Consider the following 17,871-nt stretch of genomic DNA (forward strand, 5'->3'; position numbering starts at 1 on the left):
TACCCTTATAAGCTGATAAAAAACGTTTTCGCTATTTTAGTAGGGAATTGATTGACTCTGTGCGCCAATAACCACGATATGTCCTTGTTTCATTTCTTCTTTATAGCGGTTTGCTTCTTGATTGGATAAGCCGAGCGAAGCCATCTTTGAAAGAAGCTCATCTTCTCTTGAAAGAAGTTTATTTACCGCCGTTTCAAACATACCTTGCTCTGCCATTCTGTACTTTTTTGTATGTGTTGCCTCCGTTAAATTCTGAGCCCATTCTTTATCGTAGGCCAGCAGATAAATATCTTTGCTTGTAAATCCTTTCTTTAAAAAAGAACGGATCACGCAGGCTGCCTCCTCTTGGTTTTCTGCTACTTGAATGTGTTTCATACACGAACTAAACCTCCTGATAAAAGATATTTCTGAAATACATCTTCTACTCATTCTGTAGCCTTTGTTTCCAACTTTAAACTTGTTTTCTATGAATTTTCTAAGATAGTAAAAGAGAATAGAAACATCATAAATTTTTAAAAAAAGATGTTTGAACTTCAAAACAGAAGGCTAAACCTAGACTATACTAAAAAGTTCCATCAAAAATAGGAGGAGATTAAAATGAATTTACAAGATCAACAAACACAAGGCCAGCCCCAACAAACGCAAGACCGCCAGCCGGGTATCGAAAGTGAGATGAATCCTCTCCCTATTTATGAGGATGACAATTACATTGGTACAGGAAAATTAAAAGGAAAGGTAGCGCTAGTTACCGGGGGAGACAGCGGAATTGGACGAGCTGTATCCATTGCTTATGCGAAAGAAGGAGCGGACGTAGCCATCGTTTACTTAAACGAACATAGCGACGCCGAGGAAACAAAAGCCCGCATTGAAGAAGAAGGTGTAAGATGCTTGCTGATTGCAGGAGACGTAGGAGACGAATCGTTCTGTAACGAAGCGGTAGAAAAAACAGTAAGTGAGCTTGGAAAGCTTGATATCCTTGTGAACAATGCAGGAGAGCAGCATCCAAAAGAAAGCATTAAAGAAATTACAAGTGAACAGCTTGAACGAACGTTTAAAACGAACTTTTATTCATACTTTTATTTTACGAAAAAAGCGCTTGATTATTTAGGAAAAGGCAGTGCGATTATTAATACAACGTCAATTAATCCTTACCGCGGAAATCCTCAGCTGATTGATTATACAGCGACAAAAGGTGCAATTAACGGCTTTACGCGCAGTATGGCGCAAGCGCTTGTCAAAGATGGCATTCGCGTTAACGCTGTAGCGCCGGGCCCGATCTGGACACCGCTTATCCCGTCTACTTTCTCAGGTGATAAAGTAGGAGAATTCGGTACAGATACGCCGATGGGCAGACCTGGGCATCCTGTGGAGCACGTAGGCTGCTATGTGCTGCTAGCTTCAAATGATTCATCTTATATGACGGGTCAAACGCTTCATGTCAACGGCGGAGATTTCATGAACACATAATTGCTTCACCTATAGTAGAGGAGGAGAAAAGATGGGAGAACGCCAGAAAAGATCTATTTCAAATACACCAAAAAAAAGAGATGAAACGGAACAGCGTGTAACAGATCAAGACGAAACGTTATTTGAACGTTTCAAAGAAGAAGAAACGGTCGATCCTATGCCGTTGGAAGATATAAGACTTGAACAAAAAGAAGAGAAAAATAAAACGAAAACGAAAGATGAATCAGGTTCTGAAAACATTCATCATAGAAAATAAAAAACAGCCTTTCGGGGCTGTTTTTTGTTTATATCCCTATATTAATGAGTGCTAGAAGCAATTACAATTTTTGAATCATCTTCTAATGCCTGAGCAAGGTTCGATTTAATTCGTATATGCTCAAAATTTAAACCAAGCTGCATCGCAGTAGTGGCTAATTCAGGACGAATGCCCGATAAAATCGATTTAACGCCGATTAAATCAAGCGCATTTATCAGCTGAAACAGCTCGTGCGCGACCATTGTATCGATCATCACAACTCCTGACAAATCAATATACAAATGAGCGATTTGTTTTTCTGCACACTGTTTTAACGTGCTTTCTAGGATCATTCTGGCTCTTGCTGTATCAATATCGCCGACTAACGGTAAAAGAGCAACGTCTTTTTTAATCACAATAACGGGTGAACTTAATTCATGAATCATTTCCTGCTGAGAGCGGAGGCGGTTTGAGGCATATTCCTGCGCTTCTGTGATGAATTTCAAAATAATAATATCAAATACCCTTATTACTTTTTCATTCCATACATCGAGGTGCTGCTGAGTAATGTCATCATGAAGTTCTGCAAACCGGCTAATATACTCACAGTATTGTTTGCGGACGTTCATAAATTCTTTAATAATACTTTGAATGGGGGTTCTGAGATGCTGTTGGTCTTTGGCAACTTTATTTAGCCACGTGTTAAGAGATTCAAAAAAGCTTTTTTCATCTTCTATAAAGACGTTGCTAATATATAAATGAAATTCATAGTTTTGCGCTTTTAAGCGTTGAATGACGTCAGGGTCATTAGAGATATATACGCCTTCAGACGATTTTTTGTCCAAAGATTCATACCATTCTTCCGTCATATTAGGTGCACTTTCTAGCAGATAAGAACGTAAAGCGATATCTTTCTTCACTGTTATTCTCCTCTCAAACTGATAAAGCATAGCGCAGGTGCGCAACGTATTTATTATAGCACCTTTTTTATAAAGATGTATATGAAATGTATGTTTATTTTGTGTGTTAGGTTTTAAATGATTGTATATAGGGAAAAATTCTAATAAAAGGGGAAAGAGGGAAAGTATGAATACTGTGACGAACGATCAGTGGAAATGGTATCAGTTTGATTTAGAAGAAGCAGACGGAATAGCTGATGTCATCCAAGACTATCAGTATCCACGAGATGAATGGTTTTGCCAGCAGCTGCAAAAGAAAAACTCTAATCATATTCAAGTAGATGTAATAGGAGAAAGTGAGCTCATTTATGGTTCACTCATTTATCATAAGAAGTCGTTTGATCAAAGGGATTACGAGTCATTTCATTTTTATATTACCGAGGAGTTTATTATAACGGCAGGAATCGATTTAAAAATCCTCGAGAACACCAATCATGAACGAATGATTGAACGCATGAAGCAGTCTGCTAACACAGCGGAAAGTTTTTTTATTCTTTTAGGCGAAATTATGAAAAAACATTTAAATGGGTTTGATCAGTTTGAAAGTCATTTCAGAGAGCTTCTGTGGGAAGTTCGCCATAATAATAACATCGACGTGCTAGATGAAATTCACAAAGCGCGGTATGACCTGCTTATATGGACAAATTTAATCAGTTCTGTTCGAGAAGTCACCATGGGAATAGAAGAAGCGTTTCATAAAAAAATTAACCAAACGGTCGAATATCAGCGGATGTGTAAAAAAATTGAAATTGGCTTAACGCTGATTGAACAATATCAAAAAGAATTTGATGCGTTAATTAAATTAGAAGAAGTTGTGTCTACTCATCGAGGAAATGAGATTATGAAAGCTTTAACGCTGCTGACAGCAATCGGTACGCCTTTAACGGCTTTTGGAGCTCTTTGGGGAATGAACTTTAAAGGGATGCCGGAGCTTGATTTGAAGTTTGGCTATATCTATGCACTCATTTTAATTGTCCTTTCGACCGTGGCCATTTATCTCTATTTACGAATGAAAGGGTGGACGGGCGATCTGTTAAAAGGAAGAAAAAAGAATTCATTTTTTAAATAAGCTTTAATAAAAGCAGCCGCTTAATAAGCGGCTGCTTTGTTGTCTGTTATCCTCGCCTCCACGTCGTAGGCTCACCTGAACGAAGGCATCTTGGAAATAAATCGTTTTCTTTTAGCTTTACTTGATTGCCGTTTTCGTCGGTATAGCGACCGGTTTGCGGAACCAATTCTCCGGTTGAAAAGGCGTCATCTACAGGCTTCCACGTCGTTGATTCACGTGTGTGCGGGCAAGGTGTAAAAAGATCATCTTTTTGAAAGAGTTTAATTTCACCTTCTGCACAAACGTAAGCGCCCGATTCTGGTACAGCTTCACTCGTTCGATAAATGTTCTGTACGGTCTTCACACGCATCCAACCTTTCTTTTTGATTAGTTGTATTTTAGTGTTCCGGTCGTGGCGTCCATGTACGTACGGTCTTCTATAATATCTGAGTCGTCTAGCTTTCTAAAAGGAGCGCAGTAGCATACAACACCCGTCTCGATTTCAATTTCTTGAAATCCGTACGCACGGCAAAGGTATTCACCGACAGCGCTTGGAGATGGATGCGTATCCAACTCATCTAATGCTTCATTAAACATTTCTAAAAATTCTTTTTTCGAAAATTGCTTCTCATGGTGCAGTGTTACTGGATCTCCAGAATCTGTTCCTTGTGCTAACGCGTAAAAATACATCGTCCTCACTCCTTGCATATATATAGTCGAGCTTTTTCTAAAATGTAGAAACATTGATTGTTAGTAAGTAAATTCCCTTAAATAAAAGAAATAAACGCATTTGGAAGAAAACGGTTTCTTCATGATCATTCTCTCAGAGAGAATTCAGTGCTATCAGCGTTTGATAGCAAGCTGCCACAGGGTGATAATCGGCTTTAGGAGCCGGGCTTTTTTTCGAGCTGTAGCGTTCGTTTTGCTGATTTAACAGCTGATACCAGCCTCCATATGTGTGATCGATAAAGTGTTTCTGACAGTAGGAGAACAGGGCATCGTATGCTTTCCAATATCCGCTGTCTCCGGTTTTTACCCCGAGCAGTGAAGCCGCAGAAATGGCTTCAGCCATCACCCAGTAGTTTTTGTCCCGGTCAATGACCTCTTCTTGAGGCGACAGCGCAAAGTAAAGACCTCCGTACTTAGCATCCCAGCATAGGTTCCAGCCCTTATCAAACAAATCTTTTGCACGTTCTGTCATCCAGTTTTCCGAACGGTGCCGATCAAGCCATAAAAGCAGCTTGCTCCATTCAAACTGATGTCCTGGTATAAAGCCGTACGGACGAAATTCATCTTTTGTATTGTTTTTATTGTAGTCCCAATCTGGCTGCCAGTCTGTATCATAGTGCTCCCAAACCATGCCGCCAGATCGTTCAGCAAGCTGCTGAGTAACGCCTTTTGCAAGCGTATACGCTCGGTCTAAGTATTTTTTATCTCTTGTTGCTTCAAAGGCAGAAAGCATCGCTTCACACATATGCATATTTGCATTTTGGCCGCGATATAAAGAAGAAGCCGACCACGATGCGTCCCATTCGTCTCGGTAAAAGCCGTGCGCATCTTCCCAAAAGTACTTTTCCATCACGTCATATACCTGTTCAATTGTTTCTTTTGCTTCTGAAATGCCGGCTTGATACGCGATGGAAGAAGCTAAAAGAGCAAAAGCATGCCCATATGCTTGTTTAGAATCATCTTTTACTTCTCCGTCATCGGCTATTTCAAAAAAATACCCGCCGTGCTCTCTGTCATAATGGCTGTTTTGTAGAAACCGAATGCCGTGCTGAGCTGCTTCTTTGCACCAATCCGGTCCGTCTAAAAGAGCCCCTACACTGAAGATATAAATAAAGCGCGCCGTACTTACCAAGTGCTTTGAATGCGTGTTGTTGACGGTGCCGTCGTCGTAGTATTCATGGATATACCCACCGTTTTTCTTGTCAATACAAGCGGGATAGTAGAAATGAAGCGTATCAAAAATATGCTGTTTTAATGTGTGAGGTTCTCGAAACGCAGTTGAGGAAAAATCCGTTGCCGTGTTCATTTTATCACCATCTCAATCGTTGTTTTTAGTTGTTTTTTACCCTAAGCAGTTGGGCGTAAACGTAAGGGTTTTTTTGCTGTTTCTGCTCTATTATTCTATTTTTGTTGAAAATGTATCAGTTTGGAAACAAGTTTGAAATATTTTGATATACTTTTGATACGATTATCCGGTATTCTAAAAGTACGTGCTAGCTGGAACGAAGTAATGATAAGCCTCTAGACGTCGAATAAATTTACTTAATGTTGTTTAGTTAAGGTTGAGCTTAAACATCGGATCCTGTTTTCACTTAACCTATTAAACTAGCAGCATATATTTCTATTATATTTTGCAAATGAGGTATAAAAAATGACAGAAGTGAACAAACAAAGATTTTACAAAAAATTAGCGGTAACAGGTCTTGCTTTTACACTTGTAGGGGCAGGAACTCTAGGTCTTCATTCTTCACATTTTACGGGTGAGCCAACTGTAGCAAGCGCAGCGGCGGAAACATATACAACAACGGCGAATTTAAATATTCGAAGCGGCCCATCGACGTCCAACGCGATTATTGCAACGGTCAAACAAGGCACGCAGCTAACGGTAGTTGGACAAGCAGCAAGCGGCTGGCTGAAAGTAAACTATCAAGGCAAAACGGGTTACGTAAGCAGTGAGTATGTTAAAAAGTCAGCGAGTTCAACGACCAAAATCTATGTAACAACGGCAAATTTAAATATTCGAAGCGGTCCATCGACGTCCAACACGATTGTTGTAACGGTCAAACAAGGCGCGCAGCTAACGTCGACAGAACAAGCAGCGAACGGTTGGCTAAAAGTAAGCTATCAAGGCAAAACGGGCTATGTGAGCACGCAGTACGTAAAGGAATCAACGGGTTCTTCTGAACCGGCTCCAGCTCCGGCGGCTTCTGTCTATGTGGCAACGGCGAATTTAAATGTTCGAACAACTGCTTCAACATCTGGTGCTGTTATTGCAACACTTAAAGCCGGCACACAGCTCGACGTAACGGCTAAAGCAGCAAACGGCTGGCTGAAAATTACGTATCAAGGTAAGGTTGGCTATGTAAGCGGTCAATACGTACGAGCATTAGCTGGTATGAAAGTGGTTTCGAACCCTGAAAGCATACAAGTTGTTGTGAATAAACAAAACAAGCTTCCGGAAAACTACGTTCCGAAAGATTTAGTATATACAACGATTCCATTTACATTCAAAGAACAAACGGAAAAGAAAAAAATGCGCAGTGAAGCAGCCGCTGCTATTGCACAGTTATTTGCAGGTGCGAAAAAACAAGGCGTTACGCTTCTTGGCGTATCAGCTTACCGTTCACATGCAACGCAAAGCGCGCTTTTTAGTTCGTATGTTCAAAGAGACGGTTATGATAAAGCGGCAACTTATAGCGCATTGCCAGGCACGAGTGAACATGAAACGGGTCTTGGAATTGATGTAACAAAAGGAGACGGCACATGTGCTGCTCAAGACTGCTTTGGCGGAACTAAAGAAGCAACTTGGCTCGATGCCCACGCAGCAGAATACGGATTTATTATTCGTTATCCAAAAGGAAAAGATGCGGTAACCGGCTATAAATATGAACCGTGGCATTTGCGATATGTAGGCAAACCAGTGGCGCAGGCGATTAAGAGTAAAGGCATTACGCTTGAAGAATATTACGGAATTAAGTAGTTTAAAAAAGAGGCTAGAATAAAAGCAGCTTAGTTGAAGGAAGATCCGAACGCGTTTGATTCTTGATAGAGAATCAAACGCGTTCGGATTTTTTATTGTTTTGATGAAGGTAGGTTTCATATATGCAGGGACTTCTAAGTGCTGAATAGAGGGCAAGGCTCATCGGCCGCCAGCAAAAAAATTAACAGCGTCGGAACAAGTGATTCATACTAGCTGCTTTATCCCATTTGTTCGTTTTTAGATTGGATGGATGTAGGTATGCCTCAATCTCTTTTATTTTTGTTCACCATGTTTACCCTTCTCGTGAAGGAGGGTAGGTAACGATACAAAAGAACTACTGTTTTTACATTTAAAGTTGTTTTTGTGTGTGAAAAGATCTAGTTTATATTTCATACAGAAGTGTAAAGTACAGGGGGCGTTCATCTGTGAAAAAACGAAGGAGATGCATCCTACCATGTTGAAAGATCATATGTTTGAATTTTATTTTGATCAAATGAATGAGCTGGTTTTTTTAGCGGAAGTAAAGAACCAACATCTTTATTATAAAAAAATGAATAAAGCGGCTGCTAAGCTTATACGGTGCCAAGGAGAAGCGGGCATGCGGCTAGAAGGCGTACTCCCTGAGCGGGTGTATCACTCCCTTTACCCTTACTATATGAAAGCGATGGAAACAAAAAAACCAGTTATCTACCATGACATAAATACCTTCTCATATGAAGCTGAAGCGTTTGAAACAACGCTTACCCCAATTTTTGATGATGCCGACAATAGTACGCACCTATTAGTGATGAGTAAAAATATCCAGAAGTTAAAAAAAGAATTAGCCCAAAGCATGGAGCAGTATAAATCGCTTTTTATCAACCATGAAAACGCCATATGCATGATGGATTTAAGCGGTAAAATTGTTCAAGCAAATCCTGCCTGTGAGCAAATGTTCGGCTACGATGCGCAGGAGATCATCAATAGTTCTTACAGGCAGCTTCTAGAAGAACTGAAGATTGACGCCCGTGCTTTGCCTTTTTATCACATCATATACGACCAAAGCTACAGCAAAGAAATCCAAGCGTGGCACAAAGAAAAAGGAAAGATTTATTTATATGTTACAAACGTGCCCATCATAGTGGAAAATGAATGGATTGGTATTTACTTGATTGCTCAGGACATTACAAAGGAAAAGACAGCTGAAATAAAGTTGGAAAACACGGTGAAAGATTTAGCAAACATGAAGTATGCCCTTGATGAGTCTGCTATCGTAAGCGTCCTGGATCCGTATGGAACGATTATGTATGTAAACGATATGTTCTGTACGATATTCGGCTATGAAAAAGAAGAGCTAATTGGACAATCATATGAACTGTTTGATGTAAGCTATGACCCTCGGATTCTTGAAAGTATTGGACAAGGAAAGGTTTGGAGAGGGCAAGTCAAAAGCATAACAAAAGAAGGCGTCATCGTGTGGAGCCATAAGACGATTGTTCCGCTGACCGATATTCATCATCGCATCTCAAGCTACGTGCTGATTCAAACCGATATTACTGCGCAAAAAAAGCTGGAAAATCAGCTGAAGTTTAAGGCGTTTCATGACAGTTTAACGGGGGTGCCGAATCGAATGATGCTGCAAAAACAAGTACAGGCTGCGATGGAGCAAAAAGAAAGGTTTGGCCTGCTGTTTTTAGACTGCGATAATTTTAAAGAAGTGAACGATCAATTTGGCCATGATATTGGCGATGCATTTTTAATTCAGTACGCACATCGTTTAACGTCTTGCATTCGCGCATGTGACGAAGTATATCGCCTTGGAGGCGATGAATTTGTTATCTTGCTTCGGCAGATTGAAAGGTGCGAGGAAATACAGCAAATCATGGAACGAATTCACGGAGAGCTTCAAAAAGAATGGAGTATTGAATCCTGCATCTTTACAGCTACATCGACCATTGGAGCCGCTTATTATCCAGAAAACGGAGAATCGTTTCAAGAGCTGTTAAAACAGGCGGATCAAGCGCTGTATGAAGGAAAACGACAGGGAAAAAATAACGTGAATTTCTATAAAAAAAACCAACCTGCAGCCGATTCTATAGATAAAGGAAGTATTGTCTAATATAGAAAGGGATAAACATGAATAAACATAAATTAATGGTTGTTTTATCAAGCGGAGCAGTAACGATTTCTCTGCTTATACATATCATTCATCGTATTTGGCCGATGGGTATGTCCGGCATGTCCATGGAACATAATTCAACGCCAGGCGAAGTGTCCATGATCTTTTTGATGCTTCCTATTCTTTTTCTTGGTGTACTGCTTGTGCTGTACGTTAAAAAGCATGAGCTAGTACCTGCGTTTGTGACACTAACGCTGACGTTTTCAAGTATCAGCACGGTTGTAGGGGGAGGAGGAATGGTCGAGTATCACTTTTCAATTTTTATGGTGATAGCTATTCTTTCCTACTATGAAAATGTAAAGCTGTTATTGTTAATGACGGGTATTTTTGTCATCGAGCATCTAGCTGGATTTTTCGTGCCATTTTTTACGCCGATTATTTTCGGAACGTCTTCTTATTCCTTTTCGATGCTTTGCCTTCACGCGGCTTATCTGCTTTTTACATCAGGGGCAACCGCTTGGCAAATTACTTCAAAGAAAAAATACACAGAACAGCTTCAGCAGGAAAAGGAACAAAAGCAGCATATCATTTATGACATGATGAAAAAACTGCATGAAACGAATGGGCAGGTAAGACAAACGGTTGACAACTTAAAGGGGAATTTAGAAGAATCAAAAACGGCTAGTCACCATACGTCTGCTTCAATGCAAGAGCTAGCCGCAGGAGCTGAGCAGCAGGTAATAATGGCTCAAAAAAGCAGTGAGTTTCTAGAAGAGATGACGCAAGGCGTAACCAAAATAGCTGAGGCTTCAGCGGCAGTCAGCGAAGCTTCTGATCAAACAGCAAATGAAGCCGTGCAGGGAAAAGAAAAAATTCAAGAAGCAATTCAACAAATTCATACAATCGATTCTTCTGTTCAGCATGCAGCTAGCGTTATTCATCAGTTAAAAGAACGTTCTGCGGAAATCAACGATATTATGAGTGTGATTTCAGGCATTGCTGCACAAACAAATCTACTGGCGCTAAATGCTGCAATTGAAGCAGCGCGCGCAGGCGAACATGGTAAAGGGTTTGCGGTCGTAGCAGCGGAAGTTCGCAAACTTGCCGAACAATCCAATCAGTCAGCTGAACAAGTAGCAAGGCTCATTCAGCATATTCAGCAAGAAACGTCTCAAGCCGTAGCATTCATTCAATCAGGAACAGCCGATGTAAAAAACGGTATTTTACTAGCCAACGAAGCGGAAAATGTTTTTAATCGAATCGCCGACGCATCTGCCTACGTTCACGAGCAAATTCAGCAAACGTCTGCTTCTGCTCAGCAAATAGCAGCCGGATCTACGCAGGTGCTCCATGCCGTCAGCGATATGACCGCTTTTGCCAATCAATCGGCTGCAAGCAGCAGGGGCATTTCTTCTGCTTCCGTGCGTCAGCTGCAATCGCTGCAGATCATTGGCCAGACGGCGGAATTTTTAAGTGGGTTAGTTGAAGAGCTTGGCAGCGTAACGGAAAAGTTAGCGAAGCAAGCGTGAGTGAGTCAGCAGACTACATAGAAGTACATGATTTTATACACTGGATTAATGCTATAAATCTACTAAAGAATTATGTACATACGAACGCTTAAAAAGTTTCTGCGGACCTTTAGACCACTAATGTTTATATAAATCCCCTCCTTTAGAAAAATGAAGCGATCTAAAAAGAGGGGATTGATGCTTTTGGCTAAAAGCTAGTGTTAGTTATTTGTTGGAGAAGGAAATCTAGCTGCTTCAAAATGTGAGCCATCTTCGGATGTGACGATTGTGCCAGCTATGCTGCTTTGAACAAAAACTTCAACGCGATCTCCAGCTTCTAAATTATAAATAGTAGACACGGATACCGCATTAACAAACGGTGTGTTTCCGCCAAAGAAATCGTTATCGATAGCGATAGCGGTTGTCCCATTTACACGTATTTCTATACGAGTTCTATAATCTAGCATTTGGTCGTTAGGAGAGAATCCAATTGTAGCAATGATGGAATATACGCCATCTTTTTGGGGGCGGAAGGTAGAAGTAATCGGGTTATATTCATTTGCTAAATCAAATTGTTCAGTTGGGAAAACTGCTTTTACAAACGTATTTGCAGGAACATTTTGAGGCATCGTTAAATTGAGCGCTCTAAATGCTGACTCCCGCGTGCTTCCTTTTTTGCCTTTATCTTCTTTATATTTAGAAGCCCAATCATGTGATTCCTCATAGAAATCTTCTTCGCGTTCATACATCCAAACTTGTGATTCTTCAGAGCTATCTTCTTCACGTCCATAAGCCCAGCCGCGTGCTTCCTCAGGGGCATCTTCTTGAAGCTGCTCTTTCTTATTGTTAAGGGAAGTCTCGCGAGATTTCTTCTTGTAAGGATAAGATTTTTCTACATAATATCTGTCATCTTTATCATTGTAATTGAAATAATACTTTTTTATAATAATCACCCTTTCTTTGCAGTACTCTATACTGTATTCACTCGTAGAGGAAATGTTTGGATACTTGTCCGACAACTTTAGAACTGTTTTTTTAAATAGCTAATAGTAACTAATTTTGAATGTAGAATTAGTTGCATTATACAAAAAAAACACCTCTTTCGAACAAAAGGCGAAGAGGTGTTTTTGGGTTCGAAAAGTATTTGATTTGACAGTCTACCCATAATCTGTATGTAAATGTCACTCTATCAGTCAACTGGGTGTACTTTTATAGCGCTGGGTCCTTTAGCTCCTTCTTGGATTTCAAACTCTACTTTTTGTCCTTCTGCCAGGTTTTTATATTCCTCACGGTCAATCGCATTGGAGTGAACGAACACTTCTTTTGATCCGTCTTTGGGTGTAATAAATCCAGATCCTTTTGATTCGTTGAAAGATTTAACGGTTCCTTTATGTTTGCTCATTGAAAAAGCCCCCTTATAAGTATAGAAATAAATTCATAGTAGTTTTTTACCCAAACGCTGAAATTTCAATCCTATTATGGCAGGTATACTGATTAGAAGAATAGGGGTAAAAGTAAATAGGGGGGGGCCTAACAATTTTTTTATTTCGGTTATATTTTTATATTGTATGTGATATAACTATTGTTATAAAATGTAATCGTTAATTCTGCTAACTAAAGGAGATAAAGAAAAAAATGAGGGATGAGTTGTTATATATAGGGAAGAAAATTATCGATAATAAGCAGGAATTAGCGATACAATTTTCTGATCTGATGGACTCTGAATATAAGCGGAAGCTGGTTTACCACGAAGAAAGCGAAGTTTTAAAATGGAGAGCAGAACTCATTGAGTATTTAGGCGAGTCGTTATTCGAGGAGCGCTCGGTCGTTTTAAAGAAAATCGTTCAGTGGGGGACAGATATAGGAAAAGTGGCTGTGGAAAACGGACTTTCTTTGAGCCAAACGTTAAAATCACTTGCGCTGTTTCGAACAGTGATATGGGGTGTTTTTACAGAAGAGCTGCAGCAGAAGCAGTTTGCTCCTATTACGATGCTTGATGTAAGTAAAAAAATTGATCCGATGCTTGATCAGCTTAATCATATATTTGTCGAAATCTACGAAGAACATAATACGGACACCATAAAACGCGCTTATGCAGCGCTAGAAGAATTATCAGTTCCCATCGTTCCTCTTTCTGAAGGAATCGCTGTGATGCCAATCGTTGGACAAATTGATACGCATCGTTCGCAGCTTATTATGGAAACGGCTTTAGAAAAAAGCGCTCAGCTGCAGCTGAGTTATTTAATATTTGATATTTCAGGTGTTCTTATCGTCGATACGATGGTAGCGGACAATATTTTTCAAATTGTAAAAGCCTTACAGCTTATCGGCACTAAAACGATGATTACCGGAATACGTCCGGAAATCGCGCAAACCGTTGTGGATTTAGGCGTGGATTTTGGAACAATCAAAACAAGAGCGACATTAGAAAAAGGTCTTGAAGAAATAGGCTTTAGTAAACTGCCAGAAAATCCGCAAAGAAAAAAAGACAAATGGCGTTATTAATAAATAAAAAAGCCCAGAGGCTGAGACAAAAATATTTTAGTTAACGTTAAATCCGAACTATTAATCTGAGTGATGGTTCGGGTTTTTTTGGTGTTAGGGTGAACATAGGTTTCATGTATGTGGCTGCTTCTAGCTGGTGATTGAAGGGCTTATATTGCAAAAAAATTAAGGGAAAGTCACAGCGTCACATGTTACATTCCTTGTAAAAAGGGGTACTGGTAAAAAGAAGCATTCCAAGTGCTTTTCAATTACATTAGCCGTCTAAAATTAATTAATTGTCAATTTCGAATAACATAAATTATTTAAATACTTAGACAAACAAATGAGGAAAATATATACTTATTAGTGTTGTCATGAAAAGATAAAGGGGAGAAACAAGGATGGATATCAAACGTCAAAACGTTGATTTTGGTAACTCAATTTTTCAAACGCTAGTGGATGGTTATTACTATGAAATTCCTACAAACGTAGTAGAAATCACAAAAGATCAGGCAGAGGGTCATTTTCCTTCAAGTGTAAATGAACCGGAATTACTTCTTCAAAATTTACTGATTTCTACAACAATCGAAGGAGTAGAAAAGTATTATTTAGTAGGAGACGCAGCAGAGAAACACGTGCTAGGCAATATCCATATTAATAAGTTACATAATAAAACTGAATCCGATATTCCTTATGTGATGTTTTTAGCTTCAGTTGCTTATTACAACATACTTAAAGGAAAAGACAAAGAGGATAATCATGTGACGATTAATTATTTCTCGACTATGCTTCCGATTTGGCTGCTTAAGAAAACAAATAAATTCAGTGAAATGCAGCAGAAGATGGCCGAACGTTTTCAAGGAGAGCACACGGTTACGGTATTGACTCCGGGATTAGAAAAAACGCTCACTGTGAACATTGAAACGAGCAAATGCCGTATTGAAAGTGAAGTTGCTCGCTGGGCGATCAAAAAAGATTTTGAATTACAAGATAGAGAAGAAGCAAATGCATTCAAACATTTTGAAACGCTAATTGTAGATTTGGGCGGAGGCACGGTTGACCTTGCGCTTCTTCCTGCAGGACTTCAAGCTCCTAAAAGCAGAAATTCGCTGAAGTGTCTTACGGATATTTCATATTTGAAGCATATTGAAAAGCTAAGAAATGAAAAACTGCTTGAGTATTTTGATGATGTTCGTTCATTAGAAGAGTTTATTATTGCTAATATCCATAAAGCAAAAATGGAGCAAAGAGACGGCAATAGCGGGAAAAAAGTAGATCTCACGGAGCCTATTCACGCTTCGCTTAGAGAATACACGCAAATTTTATTAACGAAAATTGAAAATCTATTTCCATCGCCAAAAGATAAAGTCTATAAATATATTTATATTGGAGGACTGGCTCCTATCCTTCAACAGTTTATTGCAGAGCAGATTGATAACATGTACGGGGAAGAAATCAGAGAAGAAAATCATCTTTTCTTGCCGGAGACGCGCAAATTAAATTTATACGGTCTTGAAATTTTAAGCAGACATGAAACAAACGCAGTTCACGTTTAAAAAGGGGGAGCATATATGAGTCATCAAAACACTCGCCTTAAGGACGCACTAGATGATTGGTACGGTCAGCTAAGCTCCCAAATGGCTGCACCGTTTTACTTACTATCAAATGCGTTTCTGACAGCTGGCAATCTATCAGCAGATATGATGGGAGTAAGGGAAAAGACCGTAAGTAATAGAGATGAAGGTGCAAATTTCACAATCGACACTGCTGACATTCCGTCAGAAGTGTCTTCATTTCTGAAAGAAAAACAGCAGGCAAACGAGCTGCAGGACTATGTAGTAAGACTCATACAGCAAGACTTGCAAAAAAAGAGCAAAGAAAATGAAGTGGAGACGCTCGTTCATTCACTTCGAAAAGAGCTGTTGGGCGAAATTGACTTACTAAAAAAAGAAATGAATTCAAGTCTTGCTGCAAATCGTGAGGAGTATGAGGCCTCGCAGGCAAAGGACCTTCAGGATTATGTAGCGAAGCTTGTGGAACAAAACGGGCAGAAAGACAGCCGGGAAGACGAGTTTCAATCGTTAATTCATTCATTGAGAGCCGAGCTGTTAGGCGAAATTCATTTGCTTAAAAAAGAGCTGGGCTCTGCGTCAGCTCCTTCCTATAAGCAGCTGAAATCCATTAAAAATGAGGAAGAAGAAACATTTAAAGAAGGTCAATTAATTAAAAGTGAAAAAGTGACCGGAACCATTCAAGAAGATATCGATGTAGATTTCTAAACAGAAAGTAGAGGCGTAATATGCCTCTACTTTTATTATTTTTCTATTAAACATGAGGACGGAACAAAAGTGTTTTAGGTGAAGAAAGGACCGAACGAGTTTGATTCTTGAGTGTGAATCCAACTTGTTCGGCTTTTTATTGGTATGCTGAATGTAGGTTTCATGTGTTTAAATGCTTCTAGCTGTTGATTGGAGGGCAAGGCGAAGACTCCTGCGGGAAAAGCGGAACAGGTGAGACCCCGCAGGAGCGCAAGCGACGAGGAGGCTCATCGACCGCCCGCGGAAAGCGAAGCCTTGCACGGAAATTAACAGCGGTCCAATGTAAAAGCTTTAGCGTATAAATCATAAAGCTCTTTTGTTTCTTTTTAGCATTTTTCGAACGTATAAGCAAAGATCGAATGTAACAATGGTGAAGATACTGCATTTTATCATAAACCAAAATAACGATTCGTTTATGCCAAATCCGCCAATGGAAGCTTTTAGTTCATTTAGCTGCCTGAGAATTAAATTTATGTCGTTTTCATAGGCCACAGTAAAAGATTTAATCACAAGCATGGTCATAATGACTGCTTCTACCGATGTATATAGAATTTTTCTTGCTAGTTTAAGAGAAGGATGTACGTTTGATTTGGGAATTTTATAAAATAATTTCATCGCCTGTTTGCCTTTCAGTTATTTTAAGCTGTTTAAAAAGATTGGGTTCATTCTATAATTCTTTCCTTGGCTATAAAATCCTGTATGTATAGCAAGTTTAAAAAAAGCCCTCTAGAAAAGGTCATACACCGATTTTCTAGAGGGCTTTTTTAGTCAACATCCGTCTATTCATTTAGTATTGATTCTGAAAAAGCGTTCCAATCCTGCATAACGCTCTGCTTATTTTTAATGTTCTTCAGCCAGAGCGTTTGCTTTTGTCACATGAACCGTACCAAATGGGTGGTTTGGCGGAGCGTATATGGAGTAAAGCTTTAGCGGAGTGGTACCCGTATTGGTGACATCATGCCACGTTCCGGCAGGAATAAATATCGCATCGTCATCGTAGACTTTTCGTTTAAAGGTTAGATTGTTTTTACTTTTGCCCATTTGAACAACGCCTTGCCCTTGTTCAATGCGCAGGAATTGATCAACGTTAGGGTGGATTTCTAAGCCGATATCTTCACCGGGCTTAAGACTCATTAGCGTCACTTGTAAATGTGTTCCCGTCCATAAAGCAGTGCGGTACGTATTGTTTTGCTTTGATGCTTCATTAATGTTAATAACAAACGGCCTTGGTCCGTAGTCCTTTAATTTACCGTTTCTTTGCTGAAACTGTTCGCTAGTGTGATAGTGATTCGGCACATAATAACTATATGGCTGCCAGCCGTAATACACTGGAGTCTGCCACTGATGGTAATAAGGTGTATAGTGCATACTCATTCTCCTTTTCTCGTTTAATTTTTCTTTTCATCCTATGCTTTTGTCAAAACGGTTGATACCATTTGCCTTTTTGTCCGCGGTCTTTATGCACTTATTTTTTACTGAAATCATGTGATTAATGATTTATCTGAGCTCTTTGATTGTTTTGGGATGGTTAAAAAATAATTTCATCACTTTAATACGATAATTCAGTAAAAAATATATCGTATGAAAACGTTTTATTTGATATAATTTTAGAAGATGAAAATTATTTTAAAGGGTGACGTTCATTGAAAGAAAAAAAACTTCAAGAATTAACTGAACATCTTAATAATTTATTCAACAATTTAATTCATGGATCTATCACAGAAGGTGAATTTAATGAGCTGTCCGAAGAGCTTTACAGAAAGCAAACTAGGCTGCGCTATGAGATAGAGTGTGAGAAAGGTTCGTATTATAGAGAATATTTTAGAGGCTAAGGCTTTGTATTAGACTGTTTTATAAGAAATAAGAAAAGGCCTCCATTTAGGAGGCCTTTTCTTAACTTCTCACAGAAAGTGGAGTGATACTTTCTATTTCAATAAGTATATTAGTATATTTACTTCATAAAAAATACAACTGTTGAAGGTCTAAAACTCGCTATTCACCCCCAAAAACCTGTATGATAGGTTTAAGATTACCGCATATGAGAT

20 protein-coding genes are annotated in these 17,871 nt (G+C 39.3%); 11 read left to right on the forward strand and 9 right to left on the reverse strand.

The genetic code is table 11. The features are described from left to right. Positions 1–36: 36 nt before the first annotated feature. Positions 37–375, reverse strand: coding sequence for a YflT domain-containing protein (locus ACFX4G_RS08465; RefSeq protein WP_043981149.1), 339 nt, complete (start codon positions 373–375; stop codon positions 37–39). A gap of 222 nt (positions 376–597) precedes the next feature. Here ACFX4G_RS08465 and ACFX4G_RS08470 point away from each other — a divergent pair, with 222 nt between their 5' ends. Further along, a complete protein-coding gene (locus tag ACFX4G_RS08470; protein ID WP_013058194.1) occupies positions 598–1,467 on the forward strand; it encodes an SDR family oxidoreductase in 870 nt (289 codons plus the stop codon). Between the two features lie 31 nt (positions 1,468–1,498). Continuing rightward, positions 1,499–1,723 carry a hypothetical protein gene (locus ACFX4G_RS08475; protein ID WP_028409498.1) on the forward strand — a complete coding sequence of 75 codons (225 nt, stop codon included), beginning with the start codon at positions 1,499–1,501 and terminating at the stop codon, positions 1,721–1,723. Positions 1,724–1,764: 41 nt separating this feature from the next. On the opposite strand, the gene ACFX4G_RS08480 is transcribed toward ACFX4G_RS08475, so the two are convergent. Then, a complete protein-coding gene (locus tag ACFX4G_RS08480; protein WP_377573991.1) occupies positions 1,765–2,622 on the reverse strand; it encodes an STAS domain-containing protein in 858 nt (285 codons plus the stop codon). A gap of 166 nt (positions 2,623–2,788) precedes the next feature. Here ACFX4G_RS08480 and ACFX4G_RS08485 point away from each other — a divergent pair, with 166 nt between their 5' ends. Further along, positions 2,789–3,730: a magnesium transporter CorA family protein gene (locus ACFX4G_RS08485; RefSeq protein ID WP_377573994.1), complete on the forward strand. Its 942-nt coding sequence runs from the start codon at positions 2,789–2,791 to the stop codon at positions 3,728–3,730. Between the two features lie 46 nt (positions 3,731–3,776). On the opposite strand, the gene ACFX4G_RS08490 is transcribed toward ACFX4G_RS08485, so the two are convergent. The 3 genes from ACFX4G_RS08490 to ACFX4G_RS08500 form a co-directional block, all read right to left on the reverse strand. Further along, positions 3,777–4,079: a hypothetical protein gene (locus ACFX4G_RS08490; protein WP_155660409.1), complete on the reverse strand. Its 303-nt coding sequence runs from the start codon at positions 4,077–4,079 to the stop codon at positions 3,777–3,779. A gap of 17 nt (positions 4,080–4,096) precedes the next feature. Beyond that, complete coding sequence (locus ACFX4G_RS08495) at positions 4,097–4,399, reverse strand: hypothetical protein (protein WP_028409496.1); 303 nt, start codon at positions 4,397–4,399, stop codon at positions 4,097–4,099. 133 nt (positions 4,400–4,532) lie between these two features. Beyond that, on the reverse strand, positions 4,533–5,744 hold the full coding sequence (locus tag ACFX4G_RS08500) for an AGE family epimerase/isomerase (RefSeq protein ID WP_377573998.1): 1,212 nt from the start codon (positions 5,742–5,744) through the stop codon (positions 4,533–4,535). A 345-nt stretch (positions 5,745–6,089) separates the two neighbouring features. Here ACFX4G_RS08500 and ACFX4G_RS08505 point away from each other — a divergent pair, with 345 nt between their 5' ends. The 3 genes from ACFX4G_RS08505 (at position 6,090) to ACFX4G_RS08515 (ending at position 11,045) form a co-directional block, all read left to right on the forward strand. Next, positions 6,090–7,418 (forward strand): SH3 domain-containing protein, encoded by a 1,329-nt coding sequence (locus ACFX4G_RS08505; RefSeq protein WP_097822931.1) that lies wholly within the window; start codon positions 6,090–6,092, stop codon positions 7,416–7,418. Between the two features lie 454 nt (positions 7,419–7,872). After that, the gene (locus ACFX4G_RS08510) at positions 7,873–9,516 is read left to right on the forward strand and encodes a diguanylate cyclase domain-containing protein (protein ID WP_377574003.1); all 1,644 of its coding nucleotides are present in this window, start codon (positions 7,873–7,875) and stop codon (positions 9,514–9,516) included. Between the two features lie 17 nt (positions 9,517–9,533). Further along, positions 9,534–11,045, forward strand: a complete 1,512-nt coding sequence (locus ACFX4G_RS08515; RefSeq protein ID WP_097822928.1) for a methyl-accepting chemotaxis protein — start codon at positions 9,534–9,536, stop codon at positions 11,043–11,045. 200 nt (positions 11,046–11,245) lie between these two features. Here ACFX4G_RS08515 and ACFX4G_RS08520 read toward each other — a convergent pair whose 3' ends face one another. After that, positions 11,246–11,773: a hypothetical protein gene (locus ACFX4G_RS08520; RefSeq protein ID WP_377574864.1), complete on the reverse strand. Its 528-nt coding sequence runs from the start codon at positions 11,771–11,773 to the stop codon at positions 11,246–11,248. A 440-nt stretch (positions 11,774–12,213) separates the two neighbouring features. Continuing rightward, positions 12,214–12,426 (reverse strand): cold-shock protein, encoded by a 213-nt coding sequence (locus tag ACFX4G_RS08525; protein ID WP_377574006.1) that lies wholly within the window; start codon positions 12,424–12,426, stop codon positions 12,214–12,216. A 233-nt stretch (positions 12,427–12,659) separates the two neighbouring features. Between ACFX4G_RS08525 and ACFX4G_RS08530 the strand changes: the two genes are divergently transcribed. From ACFX4G_RS08530 to ACFX4G_RS08545, 4 genes are all read left to right on the forward strand, one after another. Then, the gene (locus ACFX4G_RS08530) at positions 12,660–13,529 is read left to right on the forward strand and encodes an STAS domain-containing protein (protein ID WP_097822926.1); all 870 of its coding nucleotides are present in this window, start codon (positions 12,660–12,662) and stop codon (positions 13,527–13,529) included. Between the two features lie 380 nt (positions 13,530–13,909). Next, on the forward strand, positions 13,910–15,064 hold the full coding sequence (locus ACFX4G_RS08535; protein WP_162214677.1) for a ParM/StbA family protein: 1,155 nt from the start codon (positions 13,910–13,912) through the stop codon (positions 15,062–15,064). A 15-nt stretch (positions 15,065–15,079) separates the two neighbouring features. Then, the gene (locus ACFX4G_RS08540; protein ID WP_377574010.1) at positions 15,080–15,787 is read left to right on the forward strand and encodes a hypothetical protein; all 708 of its coding nucleotides are present in this window, start codon (positions 15,080–15,082) and stop codon (positions 15,785–15,787) included. 185 nt (positions 15,788–15,972) lie between these two features. Continuing rightward, positions 15,973–16,128: a hypothetical protein gene (locus ACFX4G_RS08545; protein WP_162488940.1), complete on the forward strand. Its 156-nt coding sequence runs from the start codon at positions 15,973–15,975 to the stop codon at positions 16,126–16,128. A 1-nt stretch (position 16,129) separates the two neighbouring features. Here the strand turns inward: ACFX4G_RS08545 and ACFX4G_RS08550 are convergent, their stop codons facing one another. Next, the gene (locus ACFX4G_RS08550; RefSeq protein WP_097822923.1) at positions 16,130–16,441 is read right to left on the reverse strand and encodes a hypothetical protein; all 312 of its coding nucleotides are present in this window, start codon (positions 16,439–16,441) and stop codon (positions 16,130–16,132) included. 225 nt (positions 16,442–16,666) lie between these two features. Next, positions 16,667–17,194, reverse strand: coding sequence for a cupin domain-containing protein (locus tag ACFX4G_RS08555; protein WP_016764982.1), 528 nt, complete (start codon positions 17,192–17,194; stop codon positions 16,667–16,669). 275 nt (positions 17,195–17,469) lie between these two features. Here ACFX4G_RS08555 and ACFX4G_RS08560 point away from each other — a divergent pair, with 275 nt between their 5' ends. Further along, the gene (locus ACFX4G_RS08560; RefSeq protein WP_013058178.1) at positions 17,470–17,658 is read left to right on the forward strand and encodes a hypothetical protein; all 189 of its coding nucleotides are present in this window, start codon (positions 17,470–17,472) and stop codon (positions 17,656–17,658) included. Positions 17,659–17,871: the final 213 nt, after the last annotated feature.

The organism is Priestia sp. YIM B13486, from assembly GCF_042787865.1.
Taxonomy (GTDB): domain Bacteria; phylum Bacillota; class Bacilli; order Bacillales; family Bacillaceae_H; genus Priestia; species Priestia megaterium.

Bases quoted from the DNA above. Each gene is read 5' to 3' on its own strand.
- ACFX4G_RS08510 (WP_377574003.1), top strand. From the start codon at position 7,873: ATGTTGAAAGATCATATGTTTGAATTTTATTTTGATCAAATGAATGAG.
- ACFX4G_RS08470 (WP_013058194.1), top strand. From the start codon at position 598: ATGAATTTACAAGATCAACAAACACAAGGCCAGCCCCAACAAACGCAA.
- ACFX4G_RS08530 (WP_097822926.1), top strand. From the start codon at position 12,660: ATGAGGGATGAGTTGTTATATATAGGGAAGAAAATTATCGATAATAAG.
- ACFX4G_RS08495 (WP_028409496.1), bottom strand. From the start codon at position 4,399: ATGTATTTTTACGCGTTAGCACAAGGAACAGATTCTGGAGATCCAGTA.
- ACFX4G_RS08520 (WP_377574864.1), bottom strand. From the start codon at position 11,773: ATGTATGAACGCGAAGAAGATTTCTATGAGGAATCACATGATTGGGCT.
- ACFX4G_RS08485 (WP_377573994.1), top strand. From the start codon at position 2,789: ATGAATACTGTGACGAACGATCAGTGGAAATGGTATCAGTTTGATTTA.
- ACFX4G_RS08515 (WP_097822928.1), top strand. From the start codon at position 9,534: ATGAATAAACATAAATTAATGGTTGTTTTATCAAGCGGAGCAGTAACG.
- ACFX4G_RS08535 (WP_162214677.1), top strand. From the start codon at position 13,910: ATGGATATCAAACGTCAAAACGTTGATTTTGGTAACTCAATTTTTCAA.
- ACFX4G_RS08540 (WP_377574010.1), top strand. From the start codon at position 15,080: ATGAGTCATCAAAACACTCGCCTTAAGGACGCACTAGATGATTGGTAC.
- ACFX4G_RS08475 (WP_028409498.1), top strand. From the start codon at position 1,499: ATGGGAGAACGCCAGAAAAGATCTATTTCAAATACACCAAAAAAAAGA.
- ACFX4G_RS08465 (WP_043981149.1), bottom strand. From the start codon at position 375: ATGAAACACATTCAAGTAGCAGAAAACCAAGAGGAGGCAGCCTGCGTG.
- ACFX4G_RS08555 (WP_016764982.1), bottom strand. From the start codon at position 17,194: ATGCACTATACACCTTATTACCATCAGTGGCAGACTCCAGTGTATTAC.
- ACFX4G_RS08525 (WP_377574006.1), bottom strand. From the start codon at position 12,426: ATGAGCAAACATAAAGGAACCGTTAAATCTTTCAACGAATCAAAAGGA.
- ACFX4G_RS08500 (WP_377573998.1), bottom strand. From the start codon at position 5,744: ATGAACACGGCAACGGATTTTTCCTCAACTGCGTTTCGAGAACCTCAC.
- ACFX4G_RS08490 (WP_155660409.1), bottom strand. From the start codon at position 4,079: ATGCGTGTGAAGACCGTACAGAACATTTATCGAACGAGTGAAGCTGTA.
- ACFX4G_RS08505 (WP_097822931.1), top strand. From the start codon at position 6,090: ATGACAGAAGTGAACAAACAAAGATTTTACAAAAAATTAGCGGTAACA.
- ACFX4G_RS08550 (WP_097822923.1), bottom strand. From the start codon at position 16,441: ATGAAATTATTTTATAAAATTCCCAAATCAAACGTACATCCTTCTCTT.